Raw genomic sequence first — 25,641 nt, forward strand, 5'->3', positions numbered from 1 at the left:
ATGAAAAAATGACAGACAAAAAAACTGCCTGAAAACAAAGGTACGATTAACTTGTTTTCAGGCAGCTATATTTAGTAGAGAATTTTAAATTATGACTGTTGCGCCTTAAATGCTTTAAATTTCTCGATTAGTCTAGGGACAATATCAAAAGCGTCACCTACAATTCCGTAATCGGCTACTTTGAAAAAAGGCGCTTCTGGATCGTTGTTGATTACCACTTTTACTTTAGAAGAGCTAATTCCAGCAATATGTTGGATTGCTCCAGAAATTCCAATTGCAATATATAAGTTAGTTGCTACTGGTTTTCCTGTTTGACCAACGTGTTCTCCGTGCGGTCTCCAACCTAAATCGGAAACTGGTTTAGAACAAGCTGTTGCTGCACCAAGTACAGATGCTAACTCTTCAATCATTGGCCAGTTTTCTGGTCCTTTTAATCCACGACCTGCAGAAACTACGATGTCAGCATCAGCGATAGATACTTTTCCAGATACTTTTTCTACTGATTCTACTTTTACGCCAAAGTCATTTTCTCCAATAGTTGGATTAAAATCTTCTTGCGTTAATGTAGATGGGTTTTCAGAAACACCATAAGAGTTCTTAGCAAGTCCAAGAACTTTTACGTCAGTACTGATTTCAGTAATATTGAATGCTTTATTTGAGAATGCATTTCTTTTTACTTGAAAAGGAGAAGTGCTAATTGGCAATCCCACAACATTTGATGCGAAACCAGCTTCTAAGGCTACAGCAACAAGTGATGAAAGGTAAATACTGTCAGTTGTTGATGAAAGTAAAACTACTTTAGCGCTTTCTTTTTGTGCTGCTTGTTTGATAACGTCAGCATACGCTTTAGCAGTAAAACCGGTTAATTTATCGTTGGTTACTTTTAATACTTTATCTACTCCGTATTTAGATAATTCAGAAACATCACCAGCATTAACTGTTACTGCGGTTACAGTTGTTTCAAGAGATTCTGCTACTTTTTTTGCATAAGAAGCTAATTCAAAGGCTACTTTTTTAAATTTTCCTTCTGCAGATTCTGCATATATTAATATTGACATGTTTTTTTATTTTAAATGTTGAATTATAAATTTTAAATGTATTTGAGAACGTTAATTCACAATTTTAAATTCATAATTTAAAATTATATTACTTTCGCTTCGTTGTGTAATAAGTCGATTAATTCATCTAAGTTATCTGGGGAAATTAATTTCACCGCTGATCTAGGTGCTGGTTTTTCAAACTTTACTGCTTTAGTATTAACTGGAGCGCCTACTGGTTCTACAATAGTTAATGCTTTAGATCTAGCAGTCATGATTCCTCTCATGTTTGGAATACGCAAATCTTTTTCTTCTACTAATCCTTTTTGACTACCAATAATTAATGGAAGTGAAGTAGAAGCTGTTTCTTTTCCGCCGTCAATCTCGCGAACTGTTTTTACAGCAGTTCCGTCAACGGTAATTCCTGTACAAGAATTAATGAAATTGTAACCTAAGATGCCTGCAATCATTCCAGGAACCATTCCGCCATTATAATCTAAAGACTCTTTTCCTGCGATAACAAGGTCGTAATCACCATTTTTAATAACTTCTGCAAGTTGTTTAGCTACGAAAAAACCATCAGTAGGTGTTGCGTTGACACGAATCGCTTCGTTTGCTCCTATAGCTAGTGCTTTTCTTAAAGTTGGTTCGGTTTCAGGTCCTCCAACATTCACAACAGTTACTGTCGCTCCTTGCTGTTCTTGAAACCATATGGCGCGGGTTAGGCCAAATTCATCATTTGGATTTATTACATATTGTACTCCATTGGTATCAAATTCTGATTCGCCATTGGTAAAATTAATTTTTGAAGTAGTATCAGGAACGTGACTGATGCAAACTAATATTTTCATAGGATTGGTTTTTATTTTCTAATAGTCTTCTACAAAATTAGAATAATAATTCGAATAATATACTATGCGTGCATATAAATTTTAGTTAACTATTTCGTTTTCGTAGACCATGTAGTAGGTGAGTCTTTATTGTTATCTAGTTTTTTGACATTAGACTAGAAGAAGTTATAGCGTCAGTTGACTATTCGAGCTTGAATAAGCATGGAATTAATTTAAAGAAATTTATGCACTAAAGTGATTTAAAATATTTATTTTTGCTTTCGAAAATTATACAGATACAATATCAGATATGAGAACGATACAATTTAGAGAGGCCATTTGCGAAGCGATGAGCGAAGAAATGCGTAATGATGAGTCCATTTACTTAATGGGTGAAGAGGTTGCTGAATATAATGGTGCATATAAAGCGTCTAAAGGAATGCTTGCCGAGTTTGGAGCAAAAAGAGTAATTGATACTCCTATTGCAGAGCTTGGTTTTACTGGGATTGCAGTAGGTTCAGCGATGAATGGTTGCAGACCGATTGTGGAATACATGACTTTCAACTTTTGTTTAGTTGGAATTGATCAAATAATAAATAATGCTGCCAAAATGCGTCAAATGACAGGTGGTCAATTTAATGTGCCTATTGTTTTTCGTGGTCCAACTGCTTCAGCAGGACAATTAGGAGCAACGCATTCACAAGCTTTAGAAAGCTGGTTTGCTAACACTCCAGGTCTAAAAGTAATTGTTCCGTCTACTGTTTATGATGCAAAAGGACTTTTAAAATCAGCTATTCGTGATAACGATCCTGTAATTTTCATGGAGTCAGAACAGATGTATGGTGATAAAGGGGAAGTTCCAGATGGAGAATACACAATTCCAATTGGTGTTGCTGACATTAAACGTGAAGGAACAGATGTAACTATCGTTTCTTTTGGAAAAATTATCAAAGAAGCTCATATTGCTGCTGACGAATTAGCTAAAGAGGGTATTTCTTGTGAGATTATCGACTTAAGAACTGTACGTCCTATGGATTATGACACTATCTTAACTTCTGTTAAAAAAACAAATAGATTAGTAGTTCTTGAAGAGGCTTGGCCTTTTGCAAGTGTTGCTTCTGAGATTACTTATATTGTACAAGAGCGTGCTTTTGACTTTCTTGATGCACCTATTCAAAGAATTACAACAGCAGATACACCAGCACCTTACTCTCCAGTCTTGTTGAAAGAATGGTTGCCTAATGCTGATGATGTGATTAAAGCTGTAAAAAAAGTAATGTATAAATAATACACTAAACATTTTATAAAAGCTTCATCATTCAATCGATTGGTGGAGCTTTTTGTTTTAAATAGAATTATGAAAAAGAGCTTTTTATTTATTGTTTTCTTGTTAACTGTCACGAGTGCTATTTTTGCACAAACAAAAGTGAGTGGTGTCGTTGTGGATAAATCTGGACTTCCAGTTCCTTTTGCAAATGTTGCTTTCAAAGATTCTAAAGAAGGGGCTGTTGCCAATGAAGATGGGCGTTTTTACATTGAATCTACTAAAACATATTCTACTTTAGTAATTACTTCCGTTGGTTTTTCAGATCGAGAAATTGCCTTAGAGAAAGCGGTTAGTTATAACTTTAAGGTGTTGTTGAAAGAAGCCGAAAGCTTGAACGAAGTTGTCATTTTTACTGGTAAAACTTCAAAAAAGGACAACCCAGCTCTGGATATTCTTAGAAAAATATGGGAAAGAAAACGTAAAAATGGACTGTATCTTTTTGATCAATACCAAATGGAAAGGTACGAGAAGATTGAGTTTGATATGAACACAATCGATAGTGCTTTTATGAAAAACAGGCTGTTTAGAGGAATGGAATTTATCTTTGATCATGTTGACACTTCAAATGTGACAGGAAAAACGTATTTGCCTATTTTCATAAACGAAACCCTGTCAGATGTTTATGGGGACAATAAACTCAAGAAAGTAAAAGAAAAAGAAAAAGCCAATAAAAGCTCTGGTTTTAAAGGAAATCAGCAATTGTTGTCTTTTGTAAAAGATTTATATTCTGATTATAATGTTTATGATAATCACCTTACTTTTTTTGATAAGAGTTTTACGAGTCCACTTTCTACAACGGGAGTTGATACTTATAATTATGTCTTGAAAGACAGTGCTTACATTAACAAAAAATGGTGTTATAATATCGTTTTCTATCCAAGACGTAAGAATGAATTGACCTTTAAAGGTGATTTCTGGGTCAATGACACCACATTTGCCATAAAGAAAATTAATATGGCAGTTACAAAAAGTGCTAATATTAACTGGGTAAAGGACATTTATTTAGAACAGGAATTTGATGTTGTTAGTGATTCTGTGTTTCTTTTAACACGTGATTATTTAATGTCAGATTTTGCTTTAAATAAAAAAGAAGGTTCTAAAGGACTCTATGGAAAACGTACTTCTTTCTACGGGAATCATGAATTTAATAAAGAAAAACCAGCTTCTTTTTATAAGGATGAAGTTGCTTATGCAAACGACTCGATATACAATAAGTCAGATCAATATTGGCATGATAACCGCTATGAGAATCTGAGTAAAGATGAGCTGGGAGTGTATCGAATGCTGGATACGCTGCAAACGGTTAACAAATTCAAACAGATTACAAGTCTAGTTACTGTTCTTGCCAGCGGATATCTCAATTATGGAAATTTTGATTACGGGCCAATTTTTTCCACTTTTGGTTACAATGAAGTAGAGGGAGTTCGTTTAAGAGCAGGAGGTAGAACTTATTTTGGTACTAGCGATACGTGGAGGTTGCAAGGATATACTGCTTACGGATTTAAAGACGATAAATTCAAATACGGACTTTCAGGAAAATGGATGGTCGAAAAGAAAAATAGAATTATTCTTTCGGCTGGTAATAGACGCGACGTAGAACAAATTGGCGCGAGTTTAACGACTACAAATGATGTTTTGGGTCGAAGTTTTGCCTCGTCTTCTTTATTTTCATCAGGTAGTAACGGGAAGTTGACAAACATCAATTTAAGTAATGTTGCTGTCGAAATCGAACCCATTAAAAACTTGACTTTTCAAACGGCTTTCTCTTATCGAACGTTAGAATCTGCTTCGCCTACATTTAGTTTAGATTACTATACCGATGCAGGGCAAACAGAGACAAAAAGTGATGTAAAACAGTCAGAAGTTAGTTTTCAGATTGAATACACGCCAAAGCGAAAAACGATAGGATACGCTGTTGAGAGAGATAATGTAGATAGTCCTTATAGCCGATTTTTTGTAAACTATAGTCATGGATTTAAAGGATTACTTGATAGTGATTTTAAATATGAAAAATTGCAATTGTATTATAAACAACCAATCATCATTGGACCATTAGGAAGATCAAATGTGACGGTGGAGATGGGTAAAACATTTGGTACAATTCCTTTAGGTTTGATCAGCGTGATTCCGGGAAATCAAACTTATTTTACTATCGAAAACACCTTTAGTAACCTTAATTTCTACGAGTTTGTTGCCGATGAATATGCTACGGCGCAGTGGGACCACAACTTTGGAGGTCGAATTTTCTCCAGAGTTCCATTTATGCGAAAACTGAATTGGAGAGAAATAATAGGAGTGAAAGGAGTGTACGGAACTATTTCTGAGGCGAACAGAGCGATTAACGCTTCGGGTCTGCAATACAATGCTCCTGAAAACGTGTATTGGGAATATAGTGCCGGAATTGGGAATATTTTCAAAGTATTCCGTATCGATTTCACTTGGCGAGGAAATTATTTAAACACGCCAGATACACAGCGATTCTCTGTAAAAGGATCTTTCGGTTTTTATTTTTAATTTTCATACTGAACCTGTTTCAGTGTCTGTAGCTAATTGTAGTTAAATCCAACTATTGGCTACAGCTTATTCCTAGAAGAAGTTTCTGATTTCCTTTTGCTAGAAGATATTGTAGTAGTCAATACCACAAATAAGAGTTATTCGATATATGTTACAAACAAACTACTTTACCACATCCTAAAAATTGAGTATTTGTCATTCTGTAGCCGCTTTTTTATTTAGATATTATTAGCTAAGAAGGAGTAGAAGATGAATTTTCTATTAATAAAACGTAATGGTTTTGACTTCTTGTGTTTTAAGCGAAATAATGCTTGTAAACAATGTGTTTTTAACCTACTTTTGCAGTCGCATAAAAATTTAAGACATTAAGATAAAATGACTGCAGATAAAATAAACACTTTCGATGTTTTAATCGAAATACCGAGAGGAAGTAGAAATAAATATGAATACGATTTCGAAATAAAAAGAATGCGTTTCGATAGAATGTTGTTTTCATCAATGATGTATCCAGCTGATTACGGATTTATTCCTGAAACTCTTGCATTAGATGGAGATCCATTAGATGTATTAGTTTTAGTAAACGAACCAACTTTTCCTGGATGTGTTATGGAAGTGAAACCTATTGGTGTATTTCACATGGCAGATGATAAAGGACCAGATGAAAAAGTAATCTGTGTACCAGTTTCTGATCCAATTTGGAATTCATTAAATGATTTATCAGATATGAATCCGCATTTACTAAAAGAAATTGAACATTTCTTCCAAGTTTATAAAGATCTTGAAAACAAAACAGTAGATGTAGGTGGATGGGGAGATGTAAATGAAGCATACGAGATCATTAGAAAATGTACGGAGCGTTTTGATCAAATAGAGAATAAACCAGAAGGATTGTTTAGTATTAAGTAATAAACAACCCTGTATTTTATAAAAAAAGCAACATTCTGTGAAGAGTGTTGCTTTTTTGTTTAAATTCGTTTTTGTACTATATTGATTATTAACCAAAACCAAAAAAACCAAATTTATGAATGCAATTATGATTTATTTGCCAATAGTCATGGCAATTGTTGGACTTTTGTTCATGCGGATTAAAAGATCGTGGGTATTAAAACAAGACGCCGGAGATGGTAAGATGAAAGAAATTTCAGATTATATTTATGAAGGTGCATTGGCTTTCTTAAAAGCCGAATATAGATTATTAACCTTCTTCGTTATTGGAGCGAGTATAGTTTTAGCAGGGCTGTCTTATTTTGTTCCTACAACACATATTTTAATAGTAGTTGCCTTTGTTTTTGGTGCCTTTTTCTCTGCTCTGGCTGGGAATATGGGAATGAAAATAGCAACCAAAACAAATGTTAGAACTACACAAGCAGCAAGAACAAGTTTACCACAAGCACTTAAAGTTTCTTTTGGCGGTGGTACCGTAATGGGACTTGGTGTCGCAGGCTTAGCTGTTCTAGGATTGACTTCCTTCTTTATCTTTTTCTTCCATTTCTTTATGAATGGAACATGGAGTAATACGGAGGATATGACAATCGTTTTAGAGACATTAGCTGGTTTCTCACTTGGAGCTGAATCAATTGCCTTGTTTGCTCGTGTGGGAGGTGGTATTTATACAAAAGCAGCCGATGTTGGTGCTGATTTAGTAGGAAAAGTAGAAGCTGGAATTCCAGAGGATGACCCAAGAAATCCTGCTACAATCGCTGATAACGTGGGTGACAACGTTGGAGATGTTGCCGGGATGGGAGCTGATTTATTTGGTTCTTACGTAGCGACGGTTCTAGCCGCTATGGTTCTTGGAAATTATGTTATTAAGGACATGGGAGGAAGTATTCAAGATGCTTTTGGAGGTATCGGACCTATTTTATTGCCAATGGCAATTGCAGGTTTCGGAATATTGTTTTCGATTATCGGAACTATGTTAGTTAAAATTACAGATCAAAATGCAAAAGAAGCACAAGTACAAAAAGCCTTAAACATAGGGAATTGGGTTTCCATAGGTTTGACAGCAATAGCTTGTTATTTCTTAGTCCAATATATGTTGCCTGCCAATATGAAAATGGAATTCTTTGGCGAAGGTGTACAAGACATATCTTCTATGAGAGTTTTCTATGCTACGATAGTTGGATTGATAGTTGGAGCAGTTATATCATCTGTTACGGAATACTATACAGGATTAGGGACGAAACCAGTGATGGCTATTGTTCAAAAATCAAGCACTGGAGCAGGAACTAACGTGATCGCTGGTTTAGCGACAGGAATGATTTCTACGTTCCCAACAATTTTATTGTTCGCTGCTGCAATCTGGACTTCGTATGCACTTGCAGGATTTTATGGAGTAGCATTGGCTGCTTCAGCAATGATGGCAACTACAGCGATGCAGTTAGCAATCGACGCATTTGGGCCTATATCTGACAACGCAGGTGGAATTGCCGAGATGAGTGAATTGCCAAAAGAAGTACGTACGCGTACTGATATTTTGGATTCTGTAGGGAATACAACTGCAGCAACAGGAAAAGGATTTGCAATTGCTTCGGCAGCTTTGACTTCGTTAGCGCTTTTTGCTGCTTATGTAACTTTTACAGGAATTGACGGAATTAATATTTTTAAAGCGCCTGTTTTGGCTATGTTATTTGTGGGTGGAATGATACCGGTTGTTTTTTCGGCATTGGCGATGAACTCTGTGGGTAAAGCCGCAATGGATATGGTCTATGAAGTGCGTCGTCAGTTTAAGGAAATTCCAGGAATTATGGAAGGAACTGGCAAGCCAGAATATGCAAAATGTGTAGATATTTCTACTAAAGCCGCTTTACGCGAAATGATGTTGCCTGGAGTTTTGACAATAGGTTTTCCTATCGCGATTGTAATTCTTGGAAAAATAGTATACGGAGATAATAATCAACTAATTGCAGAAATGCTTGGAGGCTATATGGCTGGAGTTACTGTTTCAGGTGTACTTTGGGCTGTTTTTCAAAACAATGCTGGAGGTGCTTGGGATAATGCTAAGAAATCTTTCGAAGCTGGTGTTTTGATCAACGGTGAGATGACATATAAAGGTTCTGATGCACACAAAGCTGCCGTAACTGGAGATACTGTTGGAGATCCGTTTAAAGACACTTCTGGACCTTCTATGAATATCTTGATTAAATTGACTTGTTTGATAGGATTAGTAATGGCACCAATTTTAGGAGAAGGAAGTCACACTATTTCTGAAAATCCAGTAGCAACTGAAATTAGTTCTAAAGAAATCTCTATTGAAAAATCAAATATTGATGGAAAAGTAACTGCAACAATTACCACTATCATAAATGGCAAACAGGAAGTGCAAAAATTTGAAGGAACCGATGCTGAAGTTCAAGCTAAAATAGATGCTTTAAAATAGAGTTTTAATAATTTTTTTTAAAGTTTTAACTTTGAGAAAGGTTTACAAAAAAATGCCTCACTATAGAAATTAAGAGTGAGGCATTTTTTATTTTCTCTCTATTGCTTAGAGGGGATTATCTGAGGATTAAAACAATCCATTCAACTCAGCATTAATCTTGTTTAAAATAGTACCCAAATCTTCTGGGTTATCAACAAAATTAATATTGTCTACATCAATAATTAGTAGTTTCCCGCGATCGTAGGTATGAATCCACGCTTCATAGCGTTCGTTTAATCGGCTTAAGTAATCAATAGAAATCGAACTTTCATACTCGCGTCCTCTTTTATGAATCTGACCTACTAAATTAGGGATTGAACTTCTTAAATAAATTAATAGATCAGGAGCTTTTACAGTAGATTCCATTAATTCAAATAGCGAAGAATAATTCTGAAAATCACGATTAGTCATTAAACCCATCGAGTAAAGGTTAGGTGCAAATATATGTGCGTCTTCATAAATCGTTCTGTCTTGAATGATTTTCTTACCGCTTTCGCGAATTTGAATCACTTGACGGAAACGACTGTTTAAGAAGTAAATCTGTAAATTAAATGACCAACGTTCCATTTGGTGATAAAAATCATCCAAGTAGGGATTGTCAACTACATCTTCATAATGGGGCTCCCATTTAAAATGTTTTGCTAATAAACGGGTTAGAGTCGTCTTTCCTGATCCAATATTTCCTGCTACTGCTATGTGCATTACGGTGTTGTGATTTTATAATTCATAATTCCCTTAGATGTAAAAATAGATAAAATTTGGTCTTTGTAATAGAATTTTTTAAACGTTTTTTCTGATAGCTCGATCTCATGTTTTTGCTTTTTTTCGAAGTCTTCAAGAAACAACTTGTTATTTTTAGAATAAATAAATTGATGTTCATTTATAATTGCGACAGTATCAAAATCAGGGATTTTTCCTTTCGTTTTTATCCTTCCAAAAATATCGCAGGAAAACCAATTATTTTTGTCGTCTATCCAATAAAAGGTATTAAAGTCAGTTTGATAATATTTGATGTTTTCTGCAAAAGCAGTGCTTATCGTTTTATATTCGTTTTTTAGATAATTAAATAGTCCAAGTTGTTGATTTAAACTATTATAAACCCAAAGCTGATTTTGCGCTGCAATTCCAGTTGCTGACGCCAGTATCGAATTTGTGTTTTCTGAAAAATTTAATTGTTGGATTTCGTTTAATTGGTTGTCAAGTAATACAACCGCGTTAAAATTTTCATAGAACAAAACAATTTTTAGCGGGTTTTGAATGTCGATTTTGGTTATTTCTCCAAAAGAAGTGTTTTTGTATTCAAAGGACTGATCATCTTTAAACTTGAATAAAATAGTATTCCTTATATAATAGTAGAAATCAAATTGATCTTGTCCCAGGTAATTATCGGCTTTTACGTCAAGTGAATCTAATTTTTTGACGAAAATTTGTTGGTTTTGTCCAAAGACAAATGAAAGTGAGAGAAGAGAAAAGAATAAAAACAGCTTTTTCATAATGGAAGCAAAGTACAAAAAAAGAGCGGTAGAATTGTAGTTGATACTAAATACTTCGTACTACGTTGTTGAGGTTGCTTTTAAATAGAAAACCAGCTCAATTGAGCTGGTCTTGATATATTCAGTTGAATCTAATTACAATCCAAAAGCGGTTTTCACTTGGTCAACAAAATCTAGTTTTTCCCAGGTAAATAAATCAACTGTAACTGTTTTTTCATGTCCGCCTGGAGCAGAGAATGTTTTAGTAACGGTTTCTGGCGTACGTCCCATGTGTCCGTAAGCAGCAGTTTCGCTATAGATAGGATTTCTTAGTTTTAAACGTTGTTCAATAAAATAAGGACGCATATCGAAGATAGCTTCTACTTTTTTAGCAATTTCTCCGTTTGTCAAGTTTACTTTAGATGTTCCATAAGTATCAATAAAAATTCCCATTGGTTTCGCTACACCAATAGCGTAAGAAACTTGAACAAGAATTTCATCCGCAATACCTGCAGCGACTAAGTTTTTAGCAATATGACGTGTAGCATAAGCAGCACTTCTATCTACTTTACTTGGGTCTTTTCCAGAGAAAGCACCACCACCGTGAGCTCCTTTTCCACCGTAAGTGTCTACAATGATCTTTCTTCCTGTAAGTCCAGTATCTCCGTGAGGTCCTCCAATTACAAATTTACCCGTTGGGTTAATGTGGTATTGAATAGCATCATTAAATAAATGAGCGTGAGCAGGATTCTTCGCAATGATTCTTGGAATCAAAATCGATACTAGATCACTCTTGATTTTGGCAAGCATGATTGATTCTTCATCAAAATCATCATGTTGAGTCGAAATTACAATAGCATCAATGCGCGTAGGTTTATTGTCATCGCTGTATTCTAATGTTACCTGTGATTTAGCATCAGGACGTAAATAAGTGATTTCCTTATTTTCACGTCTAAGAATAGCTAATTCCTGCAGTAATTTATGAGATAAATCTAGTGCCAAAGGCATAAAATTTTCAGTTTCATTAGTAGCGTAACCAAACATCATTCCTTGGTCACCAGCTCCTTGATCTTCAGGATTAGCTCTGTCAACACCTTGGTTTATATCTGCAGATTGTTCGTGAATCGCAGAAAGAATACCGCAAGAGTTGGCTTCAAACATGTATTCACTCTTAGTGTAACCAATTTTTTTGATGACATCACGAGCAATTTGTTGAACATCTAGATAGGTATTTGATTTTACTTCACCAGCTAATATTACTTGTCCAGTTGTAACTAATGTTTCACAAGCTACTTTAGAATCAGCATCGAATGCTAAGAAATTATCAATTAATGCGTCTGAAATTTGATCTGCAATTTTGTCTGGGTGTCCTTCACTTACAGATTCTGACGTAAATAAATATGCCATAATAAATAGTATTTTAATATTAAGGGAGGAAAAATAATTGCGGGAAATACTAAAGAAGAGTTTCTGCTTTAGCATTTTTTCTACTGAAAATTTTTCAGCATTCATAATGAATTCGTTTCATTATGAAGAGGTTGCAATCAGTTCAAATTTTTCCTCTTGTAATTGAGTGCAAAGGTATGAAACCATTTTGAATTGCATATTAAACTTAACTTTTTTTTTAATTAGAAGTTAGCTATTCTTTTTATTTAAAAAAGGAACTAGCTTGTATCTGTATTGTTAGTGAAATTTATTTCTTAAAACTGAAATAATATTTTGTTTACTTTCCTCTGGATTCATAAGATTACTTTAGCATTGTTGATAAAGTTGTTTCGATACAATATTTTTTGCAGCTTTTTTCTGAATTATTATTTGATAAAAATGTTAGCTAACTGATATTATGACGGTTAATCGACTAAGTTTAATTCATTACCTGCAGTTTGTTAAATTTGTTAAAATCTTCCAAATGTTAGGAACAACAAATCGACGTTAGGATATAGAAAGACTAATTATTAACCATAAAATATTTTATCATGAGAGCAAACGAAAAGTTTTTAGTAATGGAAAATACAGGAACTGCAAAACACAATGTTGGAAATTCTAAATGGGATATGTATTTAGACGACTATAATAATTACGTTAAAGAATATAATAAACATTATTTAATGGCTCAAAATGGAGATTTACGTTCATTGTCCTTATATCCGTATATGAAAGAAAAATGGGAAGCGGTTAAAAAAAGACTTCTTAAAGCTTACAATAAAAAAATGTTGAGCGAGCGACAAGTAAGAAGAGTGGTTAAAATTAATATGAAGGTTGTTAACGCTTTTTTTAAGTGATTTTAGAAGTTTTGAGAATCCATTGAAAAATGAATTAGTAGGACGTTCCCATGCGAAAATAAATAGTATTCTTGTTTTTTACTGTTCTTATGAAAAGATAATGCTTTTTGAAAGCTGTTGAAAATAAAAATAGCTGCAGTTAAAATTCTGGTAACGAATTAAGATTAAAAGGAAAAATAAAACGACTAAAAATTAGTGTAATGGAAACTTTAAAAACAACTGCGGTAGAGTCGAATTTTCAATTCACGACAAAAAACGAGGCGAAGGGCGAGCCAAAAAATAGAATAGTTCATCCAAGGATTCAAGCCAAAAAAACGAAAATTGTTGGTTCCAAAAGTGCTTCGAACTTATTGTTGCTTCAAATGTATTCTCAAGAGAATGACATATTGTTTATATAATTTGAAAGGTGTTTTAAAGATAAAAACAAACAATTAGAATTCAAAAACGAAATTCAATTTTTATTGAAAATAAGATTGAATTTTATTAGAAATATTTGATTATTGGTATTTTAACAGAATGTTTTTTATTTGTTATTTTTTAAAATATATTAGGATATATGAATTATTGTGAGGAGATTTGTTTCAACAAAAAAAGGAATAGAATGAGTTTAAATGTTTGTAATAAGATGAAAGCCATGCAGGAAAATTCCTGGGGGTAGTCTATTGCTTTAATTTTAAATCTTAAATATAGCAAAAGCTTTCCTCAAAAAGGGAAGCTTTTTTTTTGAAATTGAACAAAGATATTTTTTTAAATAATAAATAATAATTCAAAAATGATCAACCTGAATTCTATGCAAATCAATAAACGTGTTGCCAAATCAATGATTTGTGCAAAAGTCATGATGTGTGTTTGTTTCAGGTGATTCCGAAAGTATAAGTTTATAATACAACTTAAAACCCTTTTGGATAGCTGTCTGAAAGGGTTTTTCATTTAATAAAAAAGAATAAAACCAAAAAACTAAAATTATGAGCACATTAAAATTTGAAACGAATGCCTTACATGCCGGACATGATGTAACAAAACACGCAGGGACAAGAGCAGTACCTATTTACCAAACATCATCTTATGTGTTTGATAATTCAGAGCATGCGGCTAATCTATTTGGATTAACCGAAGCAGGTTTTATTTACACGAGATTAAATAATCCAACAAATGATATTTTAGAACAACGCTTAGCGGCTCTTGAAGGAGGAATTGCGGCAGTTGTTACCGCATCTGGAACAGCAGCAATTGCAACAGGTTTATTGACCATGTTAAAAACGGGAGATCATATTGTAGCTTCAAGTAGTTTGTACGGTGGGACATTCAATCTACTAAATGCTACTTTGCCAAGATTAGGTATTACAACTACATTCGTAGATCCTTCGGATGCGCAAAATTTTGCAAAAGCTGCCAATGACAATACCAAAGTGATTTTTGTAGAAAGTTTAGGTAATCCTAAACTAGATGTATTGGACTTAAAAGCGATAGCGGCAGTAGCTAAAACTTTAAAAGTGCCGTTTGTAGTTGATAATACCGTTGCTTCACCTGCTTTGTTAAACCCTATTGCGCATGGAGCAAATATTGTAATTCATTCACTAACTAAATATATCTCTGGTAATGGAACTTCATTAGGTGGTGCTATAATTGATGCTGGAACTTTCGATTGGAGTAGTGGTCGTTTTCCTGAATTCACAGAACCTAATCCGGGTTACCATGGTTTAGTTTATCATGATGCGTTAGGTGCTGCGGCTTATATAGCAAAAGTTAGAATCGAAGGATTGCGTGATTATGGAGCGGCTTTGAGTCCTTTCAATGCTTTCCAAATTATTCAAGGGTTAGAAACCTTATCTATTCGTGTGAAAAAGCACAGCGAAAACGGATTGGCTTTAGCGCAATGGTTAGAATCGCAGGAGCAAGTTGCTTGGGTGAATTATCCAGGATTGAAAACAAGCAAATATTATGATTTGGCACAAGAGTATTTGCCAAAAGGACAAAACGGATTAGTAACATTCGGTTTAAAAGGTGGGTTTGATGCAGCTAAAAAAGTAGCGGATGACACAAAATTGTTTTCGCTTTTAGCAAATATTGGTGATACAAAATCATTAATTATTCATCCATCTAGCACAACACATCAACAATTATCAGAAGAGCAACAATTAATTTCTGGAGTTTCTAAAGATTTGATTCGTCTTTCTGTAGGATTAGAGGATATTGAAGATTTAAAAGTGGATCTAAAAACTGTTTTTGATTCATTGTAGTGAGATCATTTTTAAAGTTTTATTTAATTCTAAAGATGATTTTTGGATATACATAGTGGCAAACGTTAATATTGACCATTTTTTTAATTTGTCACATGAAATTATCGTTAAATCAATGTGAATCATTTGGAAATTATAGAATTAAATGAGATATTTGTTGAAGAAAAATACCAAAAATGAATTTAAATATTTATAAACAATTTTTAGTCGCATCGAAGAAATTCGGGAGCTTGTAATTGCATTAAAATTATATAAAAATATAATATAGCAAGAGCCTCCCAAGATAATTGGGAGGCTTTTATTTTTAAACAAAGTTTTATTTCACAATAGAAAAAGTTAATGAAGATATTTTCAAATAAAAAGATTCAGATCCTTGTCGCAATGTTTTGCGAGAAGGTCTGTTGATACTAAAAGTATAAGTTTTTATGACTTGAATCCTTTTGGTATTTTTTCCAAAAGGATTTTTTTTATAGTAATTTTTGAAAATAATAATAGAAAACAAACAACTTAAATACATATATCATGAGTGCAGCAAACAAACTTTCAAGAGCATGGGGATTTCTTAGAAACATAAGAAGCAAAAAAAGCAGCAACAATATAATTGCAATTGATGAACTAATCAACCCAAGATTAGGGACGAATATAGCAAACGGAGAAAAAGCTAAAAATGTTGTCAACTCATTACAGCTTTTGATGTATTCAAAAGAAAATGATACACTTTTTATTTAATTGAAAGTTATTCAATATAGTTTTTTACACGCGAGGAATTTCTGAATTGTTTGATTCAGCGAGCTCTTGCGTTTTTTTGTTAAAAATATTTTTAGCTAATAATCAGAATCATAAAAGTTTGGTTGTTATAAAAATATGTAGTTAATTTGCAGTATTAAGTTCACAAACGTATTGAAATGTTATAAAGAAAGGACGAGGGATTAGACCCAATGAAGCCTTAGCAACCCTTCGATTTATCGAAGAAGGTGCTGCATTCTACCACGCCAAACGTGGAAAGATAACAACAAGAATTTCCCTAGTGTTTACCTAGTTTTTTCTTTCTAATATTTCCAAATACAAATCAAAAATCATTAAAGATTTGAAATTGGAAAATAAACCAACCACAATTACCCTAGAAAATTTCACCACACATAATGGTGCTTTTTATGCTACCCTAAACTTAAGTTTTCAGGTTTTTGGAGCTCCATTGCATACCGCTCCCATTATTTTAATTAATCATGCCTTGACCGGAAACTCACAAGTAATTGGTGAATCTGGCTGGTGGAATGATATTGTGGGAGTAGATAAAACCATTGACACTAGAAAATATACCATTGTCGCTTTTGATGTGCCAGGTAATGGTTTCAATTCGGCTACTATCGAAAATTACAGAGATTTTATAGCAAGAGATATCGCTAGGATTTTCATCGAAGGCCTTCGGGTTTTAAAGATTGATACTTTATTCGCGCTCATCGGCGGTTCTGTTGGTGGAGGAATTGCTTGGGAAATTTTGGCCTTAGAGCCTAGACTGGCTCAAAACTTTATTCCCATTGCTACAGATTGGAAAGCGACTGACTGGTTGATTGCTAATTGTTATTTGCAAGAGAAAATCCTAAATAATTCGACAAAACCTATTGAAGATGCGCGTATTCACGCCATGTTATGTTACCGCACGCCAGAATCTTTCAAAGAGAAATTTAATAGAGACATCAACGTACAACTAGAAACGTTTCAGGTGGAAAGTTGGTTGAATTATCATGGAGAAAAATTAGAAAAGAGGTTTCAGCTTTCGGCATATAAAATGATGAACCAACTTTTAAAAACGATCGATATCACTCGAAATCAAGAGTCTATAGAAACCATTATTTCAAGAGTGGATGCCAATATTTACATAATTGGAATCAATTCGGATTTGTTTTTTACAGCAAAGGAGAATAGAGAAACTTACAATGAGATTAAAAAATTTAAAAATAATGTATTCTACAGTGAGATAGAATCACAGCACGGGCACGATGCCTTTTTGATGGAATACGAACAATTAGACAATTTATTAGAAGTTGTTTTCAAAAATAAAAAACAGATGAAAATAGTAAAATTTGGCGGTAAATCTTTAGCAAATGGTGAAGGGATTAATACCGTTTTGGATATTATAGAGGGTAAAATAAAGAGAGAAGAGAAAATTGCGGTAGTAGTTTCGGCAAGAGGAAAAGCAACGGATGAGCTAGATGATATTCTAACTATTGCAGCCAAAAACGGAAATTACAAACCGCTTTTAGAAAGTTTTAAAACGTATCAGAAAGATGGTTTTGATGCAGTTGATTTTTCGACTGAATTTGATAAATTAGATAAACTTTTTGAAGGTGTTAGCTTGATTGGGGATTATAGTGTGAAGATACAAGATCAGATTTTAGCGCATGGCGAAGTACTTTCGGCTAAATTATTGGTGTTTTTATTGAATGAAAGAGGTATTCCTGCAAAACTAGCAGATACCAGAGAATTAATTATAACGGACTCTAATTTTGGTAACGCACAACCTTTAGACGCTGTTTCGAAGAAGAATATCATCCAAATTTTTAAAGATAACAAAGATGTTGTTTTGGTAATTACTGGTTTTATTGGTTCGAATGATAAACACGAGACCACGACTTTGGGTAGAAACGGAAGTAATTATAGCGCATCGCTAGTTGCAAATTATATAAATGCGGAGGAATTGCAAAACTTCACTCATGTTAACGGAATCTACACTGCCAATCCTGAATTAGTTTTAGATGCTAAAAAGATTGAGACTTTGTCTTATAATGAAGCAAATGAAATAGCTAATTTTGGTGCAAATATTTTACATGCCAAAACCATAATTCCATTATTAGAAAAAAATATTCCACTTCGAATTCTGAATACTTTTAATCACGAAAATAATGGAACTTTAATCACTGCTAACTCTGATGCTGCGGGAATTAAGACTCTTTCAATATTAGAAAATGTCTCTTTAGTAAATCTGGAAGGCAGAGGATTACTAGGGAAAACGGGTGTTGATGCTCGAATTTTTAAAGTTATGGGCGATAATGATATTAGTGTAAGTATCATATCTCAAGGATCTTCTGAAAGAGGAATCGGGCTAGTTGTTGCAGCTGATAAAGCGACAAAAGCCATGATCGAATTAGAGAAAGAATTTGAAAACGATTTCTATTCTAAGGATGTCAACAAGATTACAGTGGTAGACAATGTATCTGTGATTTCGATTATTGGGCAAGATTTGAGTACGTTTCATAAGCCTTACACGGCATTGATAAAAAACAAAATTGTGCCTATTCTTTTCAATAATACCGTAACCGGCAAAAATGTAAGTTTAGTTGTCAAAAAAACGGAGCTTTATAAAGCATTAAATGTTATTCACGGAGAGATTTTTGGCGTAGCCAAGAAAATAAACATTGCCATTTTCGGACATGGATTAGTGGGAGGAACTTTAATTAACCAAATATTAGAGTCGGCGGCTTCGATCGAAAAACGAAAAGACATAAAGCTTAATGTTTTTGCTATTGCCAATTCTAAAAAAGTATTGCTTAATAAAAGCGGAATCAACGCAAACTGGAAAAAAGAGCTTGAAACGGATGGAATTAGTTACGCTTTAAATGATATTATCGCTTATGCAAATGAGAATCATTTAGAGAATTTGATAGCCATTGATAATACCGCATCTGCAACTTTTGTAGAAAATTACATTCCGCTGGTTGATAATAGTTTCGATTTAATTTCGTCAAATAAAGTAGCTAATACATTGAGCTATGGTTTTTATAAAGAATTGAGAAGTGCTTTGGAAAAAAATCAAAAGAATTATTTGTATGAAACTAATGTGGGAGCGGGATTACCGTTAATTGATACCATTAAATTACTACATCTTTCTGGTGAAAATATCACCAAAATAAAAGGAGTTTTCTCCGGAACATTAAGTTATTTATTTAATCATTTCTCTTCGAAGGATGTTCCGTTTAGCGAAATATTGAAAGAAGCAATTGATAGCGGATTCACAGAACCAGATCCAAGAGAGGATTTATGTGGGAATGATGTAGGTCGAAAATTACTGATTTTAGCTAGAGAATTGGACTTGCAAAACGAGTTTGAGGAAGTTGATATTCAGAATTTAATCCCAGAACATTTACGCGAAGGAAGTGCAACTGTTTTCCTAACGAAGCTAAAAGAATTTGATCCTATTTATGATAGAATAAAAAACGAGCAAAAACCAAATCACGTGTTGCGATACATAGGGGAACTATCAGGAGATTTACAACATGACAAAGGAATTCTAGAAGTAAAACTAGTTTCCGTACCTTCGGATACTGCTTTAGGTGGTTTGAAAGGTTCTGACTCTTTCTTCGAAATATATACTGAATCTTATGGAGATCGCCCAATCGTAATTCAAGGAGCGGGAGCGGGTTCTGCCGTTACTGCCAGAGGAGTTTTTGGAGATATTTTAAGATTATCCGATAAAGGGTAGAAAAGTGTTCAGTATGCAGTTTTGAGTATTCAGTAAAATAAATAAAAATCCGTTGCAATCGTTTTTAAATCTGCGGCATCCGCGTCCAAAAAAAACGTGATCAACGTTCAAAAAATACATTATGAAAATTACATTAAACAGAGTAAATGACAACTTCCATTTCGAATTGAAAAACGAACGTGGACACATAGTTAACGTAGACAGCCGACCAGAATTTGGTGGTGATGATCAAGGTCCAAGTCCGATGGAATTAGTTTTGATGGGAGTTGCTGGCTGCAGCGCGATTGATATGATTTCGATTCTAAAGAAACAACGTCAAGAAATCACTTCTTTCAAAGCTGAGGTAGAAGGCGAGCGCGTACAAGTAGGAGAGGCAAAACCTTTCAAGAATATCTATTTGGTGTTTTCATTAGAAGGTGATATAAAAGAAGACAAAGCAGCAAAAGCAGCCCAACTTTCTTTTGATAAATATTGCTCGGTTTCTAAAACATTAGAGCCAACAGCGACAATACATTACAAAGTAGTTTTGAATGGTGTGGAATTAGCAAAAGTCTAATAAGCCAATTTTAAAACTTAATTTAAACATAATACTATTTTGGTGAATCTTAGAGCTTCCTTTGTGAAACTTTGTGAAACACATTTAACAACTAACAGCATGAACGAAGAAGAATTTGGTTTTGAAACCGAAGCCATCCGTACCCAATTAGAACGTACCCAATATTTAGAGCACTCCGTACCATTATACTTAACTTCTAGTTTTGTATTTGAAGACGCTGAGGATATGCGTGCCTCATTTGCCGAAGAGAAAGATAGAAATATTTATAGTCGATACAGCAACCCGAACACTAACGAGTTTGTGGAAAAAGTGTGCAAGATGGAAGGGGCAACTGCTGGTTTTGCTTTTGCTTCAGGAATGGCTGCTGTGTATTCAACCTTAGCCGCATTATTGAAATCTGGCGATCATATTGTTTCTTCCAGTAGTGTTTTTGGAGCGACACATTCCTTGTTTGTTAATTATTTTCCAAAGTGGAATATTCAAACATCGTATTTTGATATTAACAAACCCGAAACTATTGAAAGTTTCATCACAGCTGATACAAAGATTCTTTTTGCGGAATCGCCAACGAATCCAGCCGTTGATATTATAGATTTAGAATTGCTTGGTAATATTGCTAAAAAGCACAATTTGATTTTAGTAATCGATAACTGTTTTGCAACGCCTTATTTGCAGCAACCTATAAAATGGGGAGCGCATTTGGTGGTGCATTCTGCTACAAAGTTAATGGATGGTCAAGGCCGTGTTTTAGGCGGAGTAACTGTTGGTGATCCTGAATTGATTCATAAAATCTATTTGTTTTCCCGACTTACAGGTCCTTCTTTGTCTCCGTTTAATGCTTGGGTTTTATCGAAAAGTTTAGAGACTTTAGCGATTCGATTAGATAGACATTGTGAGAATGCTTTAAAAGTGGCTGAGTTTTTAGAACAGCATCCAAAAGTTAATCGTGTAAAATATCCATTCTTGAAATCCCATCCGCAATATGAAATTGCCCAAAAGCAAATGAAATTAGGTGGTAACATTGTAGCTTTTGAAATAAAAGGCGGTCTTGAAGCAGGGCGTAACTTTTTAGATAAAATAAAATTATGTTCACTATCGCCAAATTTAGGAGATACCAGAACGATTGTTACACATCCAGCATCTACAACGCATAGCAAATTATCTGTTGACGAAAGACTAGCAGTTAGTATCACTGATGGTTTGGTACGTGTTTCTGTTGGCTTAGAAACCGTTAAAGATATAATCGCTGATTTAGATCAAGCACTGTCTTAGATTTTAGATTTGTGATTAACGATTTTTGATTGTAGATTTGATTTTAATAATTTAGACTTCGACAAACAATCACAAATCACGATAAATGCTTTCAAAGAAAACGAAATACGGAATTAAGGCATTGACATTTTTGGCACGTCAAGAAGATCAAACACCAGTTGCAATTGCTGATATTGCAAAAAGCGAAAATATTTCGGTTAAGTTTTTGGAAAGTATTTTATTGCTTTTGCGAAATTCAGGTTTTTTGGGTGCCAAAAAAGGAAAAGGCGGTGGTTATTATTTAATTAAAGACCCCAAAGAAATAAATATGGCCAAAGTCTATCGCATTCTAGAGGGGCCAATTGCCTTGCTACCTTGCGCGAGTCATAACTTTTATGAAAAATGCGATGATTGTACGGACGAAGCTGCGTGTGCAGTACGTAAATTAATGACCGAAGTTCGAGATAATACCTTGATGATATTAGAAAATAACTCTCTAGCCGATATTGCATTTTAGAATGTTTAACGAAGAGAACAGCTTGCAAGAAAAAGCCCCATTCATTGAATAATCACAATGAATGGGGCTTTTGTATTAGAAGTATGTCGACTTAAAACACCAGTTTATATCCCACGAAAAACAACATAATTGCAATTGCATTTCTAAGGTATAAATCAGGAACTTTTCCACTCATCATGCTTCCAACGTATATTCCAGGAAGTGAACCCAATAGTAACTGTCCTAACAGTTCTAAATCTAAATTCCCCATAGTTGCGTGTCCTAAACCAGCGACTAGAGTTAAAGGTACGGCATGAGCGATTTCGGTACCAACTAATTTTGGTGTTGCTAAAAGTGGGTATAGGAAAAATAAGGTAACAGTTCCTAATGCTCCAGCTCCAATAGATGTTAATGTTACAGTAGCGCCTAATAGAATTCCTATCGCTACCGTTAACAAGTTTTGTGTCTTGCTTTCACTGTGGAATTTGTCTCCCGAATGTTTTTGAGAGAAGTTTAAAAGCTTCTTTTTAAACAAAACTGCAATAGAAGTCATAAGTAATGCCCATCCTAAACTGTATTTTATGACGGTATTTATTGCAGTAATATCTGTTTTTATACTATGTAAAATCCATAAAGTTGCTAATGCCGCTGGGACACTACCTAAAGAAAGCCAAGCTGTAATTGTCCAATTGATATTCTTTTTTTTATGATGCACATATATACCACCCATTTTAGTAAATGCGGCATACAGTAAGTCTGTTCCAACAGCAGTTGTTGGAGGAATTCCAAACCATAGTAAAATAGGAGTCATTAATGAACCACCTCCTACACCTGTTAATCCTACTATAAAACCAACGGCTAAACCCGCAATGACTAATCCAATTTGGAAATCCATAAAAAATATTTTGGACAAAAATAATAACTATTTTATAATTATCCTATCGGGATGATAGACTATATGTAAAATAATTGAAGAAATGAATATTTAATAGAATGTTATTACTTTTTTTAGGAATATAATAAAAGAGATTTGATTGTTTGAGAATTTAATAAATAACAGCATCTGTAATTGTAATGTGCTTTATTTGAGTACTTAAGGAATTGAGTCTGATAGAATAAAAAAATCATTTTTTGTTTTGTACTTTGGAAATAAGTATTACTTTTGCGATGTAATCTACTAAACCGATAGGGTAATAGATTTTTTTGATAAATAAAATAAAATGAGTTCAACAATAGTACAAACATTAATAGAAAAGACACAAAACTTCTCAATCGAAGAAACCTTGGCTTTTTTAGCAAACCAATATAAAGATAAGGTGGTTTTTTCGACTTCATTTGGGCAGGAAGATCAAGTTATTACGGCATTAATTGCCACATCAGATTTGCCAATTAACATCTTCACTTTAGATACAGGTCGGTTATTTCAAGAAACCTACGATGTTTTTCATAAAACGAAGAAGAAGTATAAAACACGTATAAAGGTATATTTTCCCGAAGCGAGTGCGGTTGAGAATTTATTAAACGAGAAAGGACCGAATAGTTTTTATGAATCGGTTGATAATAGAAAAGAGTGTTGTTTTATTCGAAAAGTAGCTCCATTAACGAAAGCCTTAAAAGGGAATTCAGTTTGGATTACTGGTCTTCGTGCTGAACAGTCAGAAAATAGAAATGATTTACATCTTTTTGAATATGATTCCAAGTTCGAAATAATAAAATTCAATCCCTTATTAAAGTGGACTTTGAAAGAAGTTGAAGATTATTTAGAAAAAAACAATGTGCCGCAAAATGCTTTGCATAAACAAGGATTTGTAAGTATAGGTTGTGCGCCTTGCACCAGAGCGATTTCAGAAGGGGAAGATATTAGAGCCGGAAGATGGTGGTGGGAATCAAGTCATAAGGAGTGTGGTTTACACGGGAAATAAAGTTCGAAATACGAAGATAGAGGTTCGAATTAAAATTTAAAAATGAATATAACTCCGTTTTCTCTCCCCCTCCTTCGGAGGGGGTTGGGGGGAGGATAAAACAAAAAACAATGAGTACGATATTAAAAACAAATGCTTTAGAAAGCGAAGCGATATACATTTTTAGAGAAGTAATTTCTCAATTTGACAAGCCAGTACTGCTTTTTTCTGGTGGAAAAGATTCAATTACATTGGTTCGTTTAGCACAAAAAGCATTCTTCCCAGCTAAAATTCCTTTTCCATTATTACATGTAGATACAGGTCATAATTTTCCTGAAACTATCGAATTTAGAGACCGATTGGTTAAAGAATTAGGATTAGAATTAATTGTTCGTAATGTGCAAGATGCTATCGACGAAGGAAAAGTGGTTGAGGAAACAGGAAAATATTCGAGTAGAAACAGCTTACAGACAACAACGCTTTTAGATGCTATCGAAGAATTCAAGTTTGATGCTTGTATTGGTGGTGCACGTCGCGATGAAGAAAAAGCAAGAGCTAAAGAACGTATTTTTTCGGTACGTGATGATTTTGGTCAATGGGACGAAAAAAATCAACGCCCTGAATTATTCGATTTACTTAACGGAAAGATTGAAAATGGTCAGAACGTTCGTGTGTTCCCGATTTCAAACTGGACCGAATTAGATGTTTGGAGTTATATCGAACAAGAGCAAATCGAAATTCCATCCATTTATTTCTCGCACAAGCGTAAAGTGTTTTTGAGAGACGGTATGATTTGGTCACATTCTCCTTTTGTTTACCAAGAAGAAGACGAAGAAATTGAAGAAAGAATTGTTCGCTTTAGAACTGTTGGAGATATGAGTTGTACAGCAGCAGTTGATTCTTACGCAGCAACAATATCAGAAGTGGTGGGCGAAATTAGATTGTCAACGATATCTGAAAGAGGTGCTAGAATTGATGATAAACGCTCGGAAGCAGCGATGGAGAAAAGAAAACAACAAGGGTACTTTTAGAATGAAGTTCTTGAAAATGTTTTTGTGTTTGTTTCTTTTTAGTATTGGAATAAAAGCTCAAACAGAGAAATACGTTGACAAACAAAGTTTACTCTGGATACGATATTACAATCAGCTGGAATTAAATAATAAATGGTCTGTTCATACTGAGATTGATAATAGGGTTTTTATAAATCCAGTGACGCAAAATACCTTTGTAAGTCGGGTTCAAGTGAGAGACAAAATAACGGATAAGGTAGAGTTAGGAGTAGGTTTTGCTTACTTCTCACTGGCGACACAAGATCCAGAAGTTAAAACGGGTTTTCATATTCCTGAATATCGATTGCAACAAGATGTAACCATAAAGCAAGCTTTAGGTAAAGTGAATTTAGCACATCGATACATGTTAGAAGAGCGGTTTGTTCACAATGCAAGTAAATTAATGTTAGAGGATGGAACAACATTTTATTTACGATTTAGATATCGACTTCAAGGAGATTATACTTTTTGGAAAACGGAAAAGCAATATCTAAAAGGAATTGTGTACGATGAAATAATGATTAATGGCGGAAACAAAATTATCAAAAACACATTCGATCAAAACCGAATTTATGCAGCAATACAAGTAGGATTTAGTCCAGCCGTTGCATTAGAGTTGGGTTATTTAAATAGTTTTCAAGAAAGAGCAAACGGAGTTGATTACTTTAATAGAGATATTATAAGATTCAGCTTCATTCATAAGGTTAAGATATAATTCAGATTAAAATCTGTATACATAATAAAAATAAAAACATTCAGATTTAAAGGTTTGTATAAAGGCATTCAAC

At 34.0% G+C, this 25,641-nt stretch carries 21 protein-coding genes and 1 riboswitch; of the genes, 15 read left to right on the top strand and 6 right to left on the bottom strand.

Going from position 1 to position 25,641, the window contains the following annotated elements:
• Positions 1-89: 89 nt before the first annotated feature.
• Positions 90-1,058 carry an electron transfer flavoprotein subunit alpha/FixB family protein gene (locus tag E0F98_RS12035; RefSeq protein WP_132111794.1) on the bottom strand — a complete coding sequence of 323 codons (969 nt, stop codon included), beginning with the start codon at positions 1,056-1,058 and terminating at the stop codon, positions 90-92.
• An 83-nt stretch (positions 1,059-1,141) separates the two neighbouring features.
• Entirely contained in the window at positions 1,142-1,888 is a 747-nt protein-coding gene (locus E0F98_RS12040) for an electron transfer flavoprotein subunit beta/FixA family protein (RefSeq protein WP_132111796.1), read from the bottom strand.
• A 289-nt stretch (positions 1,889-2,177) separates the two neighbouring features.
• On the opposite strand from E0F98_RS12040, the gene E0F98_RS12045 reads away from it, so the two are divergent.
• The 4 genes from E0F98_RS12045 to E0F98_RS12060 all read left to right on the top strand — a co-directional run bounded on the left by E0F98_RS12045 (position 2,178) and on the right by E0F98_RS12060 (position 9,087).
• Positions 2,178-3,155: a pyruvate dehydrogenase complex E1 component subunit beta gene (locus tag E0F98_RS12045; RefSeq protein ID WP_132111798.1), complete on the top strand. Its 978-nt coding sequence runs from the start codon at positions 2,178-2,180 to the stop codon at positions 3,153-3,155.
• Positions 3,156-3,224: 69 nt separating this feature from the next.
• Complete coding sequence (locus E0F98_RS12050; protein WP_132111800.1) at positions 3,225-5,708, top strand: DUF5686 and carboxypeptidase-like regulatory domain-containing protein; 2,484 nt, start codon at positions 3,225-3,227, stop codon at positions 5,706-5,708.
• Positions 5,709-6,083: 375 nt separating this feature from the next.
• Entirely contained in the window at positions 6,084-6,614 is a 531-nt protein-coding gene (locus E0F98_RS12055; RefSeq protein WP_132111802.1) for an inorganic diphosphatase, read from the top strand.
• A gap of 115 nt (positions 6,615-6,729) precedes the next feature.
• The gene (locus E0F98_RS12060; RefSeq protein WP_132111804.1) at positions 6,730-9,087 is read left to right on the top strand and encodes a sodium-translocating pyrophosphatase; all 2,358 of its coding nucleotides are present in this window, start codon (positions 6,730-6,732) and stop codon (positions 9,085-9,087) included.
• Between the two features lie 126 nt (positions 9,088-9,213).
• Here E0F98_RS12060 and E0F98_RS12065 read toward each other — a convergent pair whose 3' ends face one another.
• The 3 genes from E0F98_RS12065 to metK form a co-directional block, all read right to left on the bottom strand.
• Positions 9,214-9,828, bottom strand: coding sequence for a deoxynucleoside kinase (locus tag E0F98_RS12065; RefSeq protein WP_132111806.1), 615 nt, complete (start codon positions 9,826-9,828; stop codon positions 9,214-9,216).
• Positions 9,828-10,619, bottom strand: coding sequence for a hypothetical protein (locus E0F98_RS12070; RefSeq protein ID WP_132111808.1), 792 nt, complete (start codon positions 10,617-10,619; stop codon positions 9,828-9,830). Before E0F98_RS12070 ends, E0F98_RS12065 begins: the two co-directional genes overlap by 1 nt.
• Positions 10,620-10,754: 135 nt before the next feature.
• Positions 10,755-12,005 carry a methionine adenosyltransferase gene (gene metK, locus E0F98_RS12075; protein WP_132111810.1) on the bottom strand — a complete coding sequence of 417 codons (1,251 nt, stop codon included), beginning with the start codon at positions 12,003-12,005 and terminating at the stop codon, positions 10,755-10,757.
• A gap of 569 nt (positions 12,006-12,574) precedes the next feature.
• Between metK and E0F98_RS12080 the strand changes: the two genes are divergently transcribed.
• The 8 genes from E0F98_RS12080 to E0F98_RS12115 all read left to right on the top strand — a co-directional run bounded on the left by E0F98_RS12080 (position 12,575) and on the right by E0F98_RS12115 (position 21,924).
• The gene (locus E0F98_RS12080) at positions 12,575-12,880 is read left to right on the top strand and encodes a hypothetical protein (protein WP_132111812.1); all 306 of its coding nucleotides are present in this window, start codon (positions 12,575-12,577) and stop codon (positions 12,878-12,880) included.
• A 200-nt stretch (positions 12,881-13,080) separates the two neighbouring features.
• Positions 13,081-13,278, top strand: a complete 198-nt coding sequence (locus E0F98_RS12085) for a hypothetical protein (protein WP_132111814.1) — start codon at positions 13,081-13,083, stop codon at positions 13,276-13,278.
• 567 nt (positions 13,279-13,845) lie between these two features.
• The gene (locus E0F98_RS12090; RefSeq protein ID WP_132111816.1) at positions 13,846-15,120 is read left to right on the top strand and encodes an O-acetylhomoserine aminocarboxypropyltransferase/cysteine synthase family protein; all 1,275 of its coding nucleotides are present in this window, start codon (positions 13,846-13,848) and stop codon (positions 15,118-15,120) included.
• A 522-nt stretch (positions 15,121-15,642) separates the two neighbouring features.
• Complete coding sequence (locus E0F98_RS12095; RefSeq protein WP_132111818.1) at positions 15,643-15,849, top strand: hypothetical protein; 207 nt, start codon at positions 15,643-15,645, stop codon at positions 15,847-15,849.
• 176 nt (positions 15,850-16,025) lie between these two features.
• Positions 16,026-16,133, top strand: a riboswitch (SAM riboswitch).
• Between the two features lie 80 nt (positions 16,134-16,213).
• On the top strand, positions 16,214-19,600 hold the full coding sequence (gene thrA / locus E0F98_RS12100) for a bifunctional aspartate kinase/homoserine dehydrogenase I (RefSeq protein ID WP_132111820.1): 3,387 nt from the start codon (positions 16,214-16,216) through the stop codon (positions 19,598-19,600).
• A 121-nt stretch (positions 19,601-19,721) separates the two neighbouring features.
• Positions 19,722-20,156, top strand: coding sequence for an OsmC family protein (locus E0F98_RS12105; protein ID WP_132111822.1), 435 nt, complete (start codon positions 19,722-19,724; stop codon positions 20,154-20,156).
• A gap of 99 nt (positions 20,157-20,255) precedes the next feature.
• Positions 20,256-21,428, top strand: a complete 1,173-nt coding sequence (locus E0F98_RS12110; RefSeq protein ID WP_132111824.1) for a trans-sulfuration enzyme family protein — start codon at positions 20,256-20,258, stop codon at positions 21,426-21,428.
• A gap of 85 nt (positions 21,429-21,513) precedes the next feature.
• Positions 21,514-21,924 (top strand): RrF2 family transcriptional regulator, encoded by a 411-nt coding sequence (locus tag E0F98_RS12115; protein WP_132111826.1) that lies wholly within the window; start codon positions 21,514-21,516, stop codon positions 21,922-21,924.
• Between the two features lie 91 nt (positions 21,925-22,015).
• On the opposite strand, the gene E0F98_RS12120 is transcribed toward E0F98_RS12115, so the two are convergent.
• A complete protein-coding gene (locus E0F98_RS12120; protein ID WP_132111828.1) occupies positions 22,016-22,798 on the bottom strand; it encodes a sulfite exporter TauE/SafE family protein in 783 nt (260 codons plus the stop codon).
• Between the two features lie 325 nt (positions 22,799-23,123).
• On the opposite strand from E0F98_RS12120, the gene E0F98_RS12125 reads away from it, so the two are divergent.
• From E0F98_RS12125 to E0F98_RS12135, 3 genes are all read left to right on the top strand, one after another.
• Complete coding sequence (locus tag E0F98_RS12125; protein WP_132111830.1) at positions 23,124-23,825, top strand: phosphoadenylyl-sulfate reductase; 702 nt, start codon at positions 23,124-23,126, stop codon at positions 23,823-23,825.
• A gap of 110 nt (positions 23,826-23,935) precedes the next feature.
• Positions 23,936-24,835 (top strand): sulfate adenylyltransferase subunit CysD, encoded by a 900-nt coding sequence (gene cysD, locus E0F98_RS12130; protein WP_132111832.1) that lies wholly within the window; start codon positions 23,936-23,938, stop codon positions 24,833-24,835.
• Position 24,836: 1 nt separating this feature from the next.
• Complete coding sequence (locus E0F98_RS12135) at positions 24,837-25,568, top strand: DUF2490 domain-containing protein (RefSeq protein WP_132111834.1); 732 nt, start codon at positions 24,837-24,839, stop codon at positions 25,566-25,568.
• Positions 25,569-25,641 lie beyond the last annotated feature (73 nt).

The sequence above is a fragment of the Flavobacterium hiemivividum genome (assembly GCF_004349145.1).
GTDB classification, from domain to species: Bacteria; Bacteroidota; Bacteroidia; order Flavobacteriales; family Flavobacteriaceae; genus Flavobacterium; species Flavobacterium hiemivividum.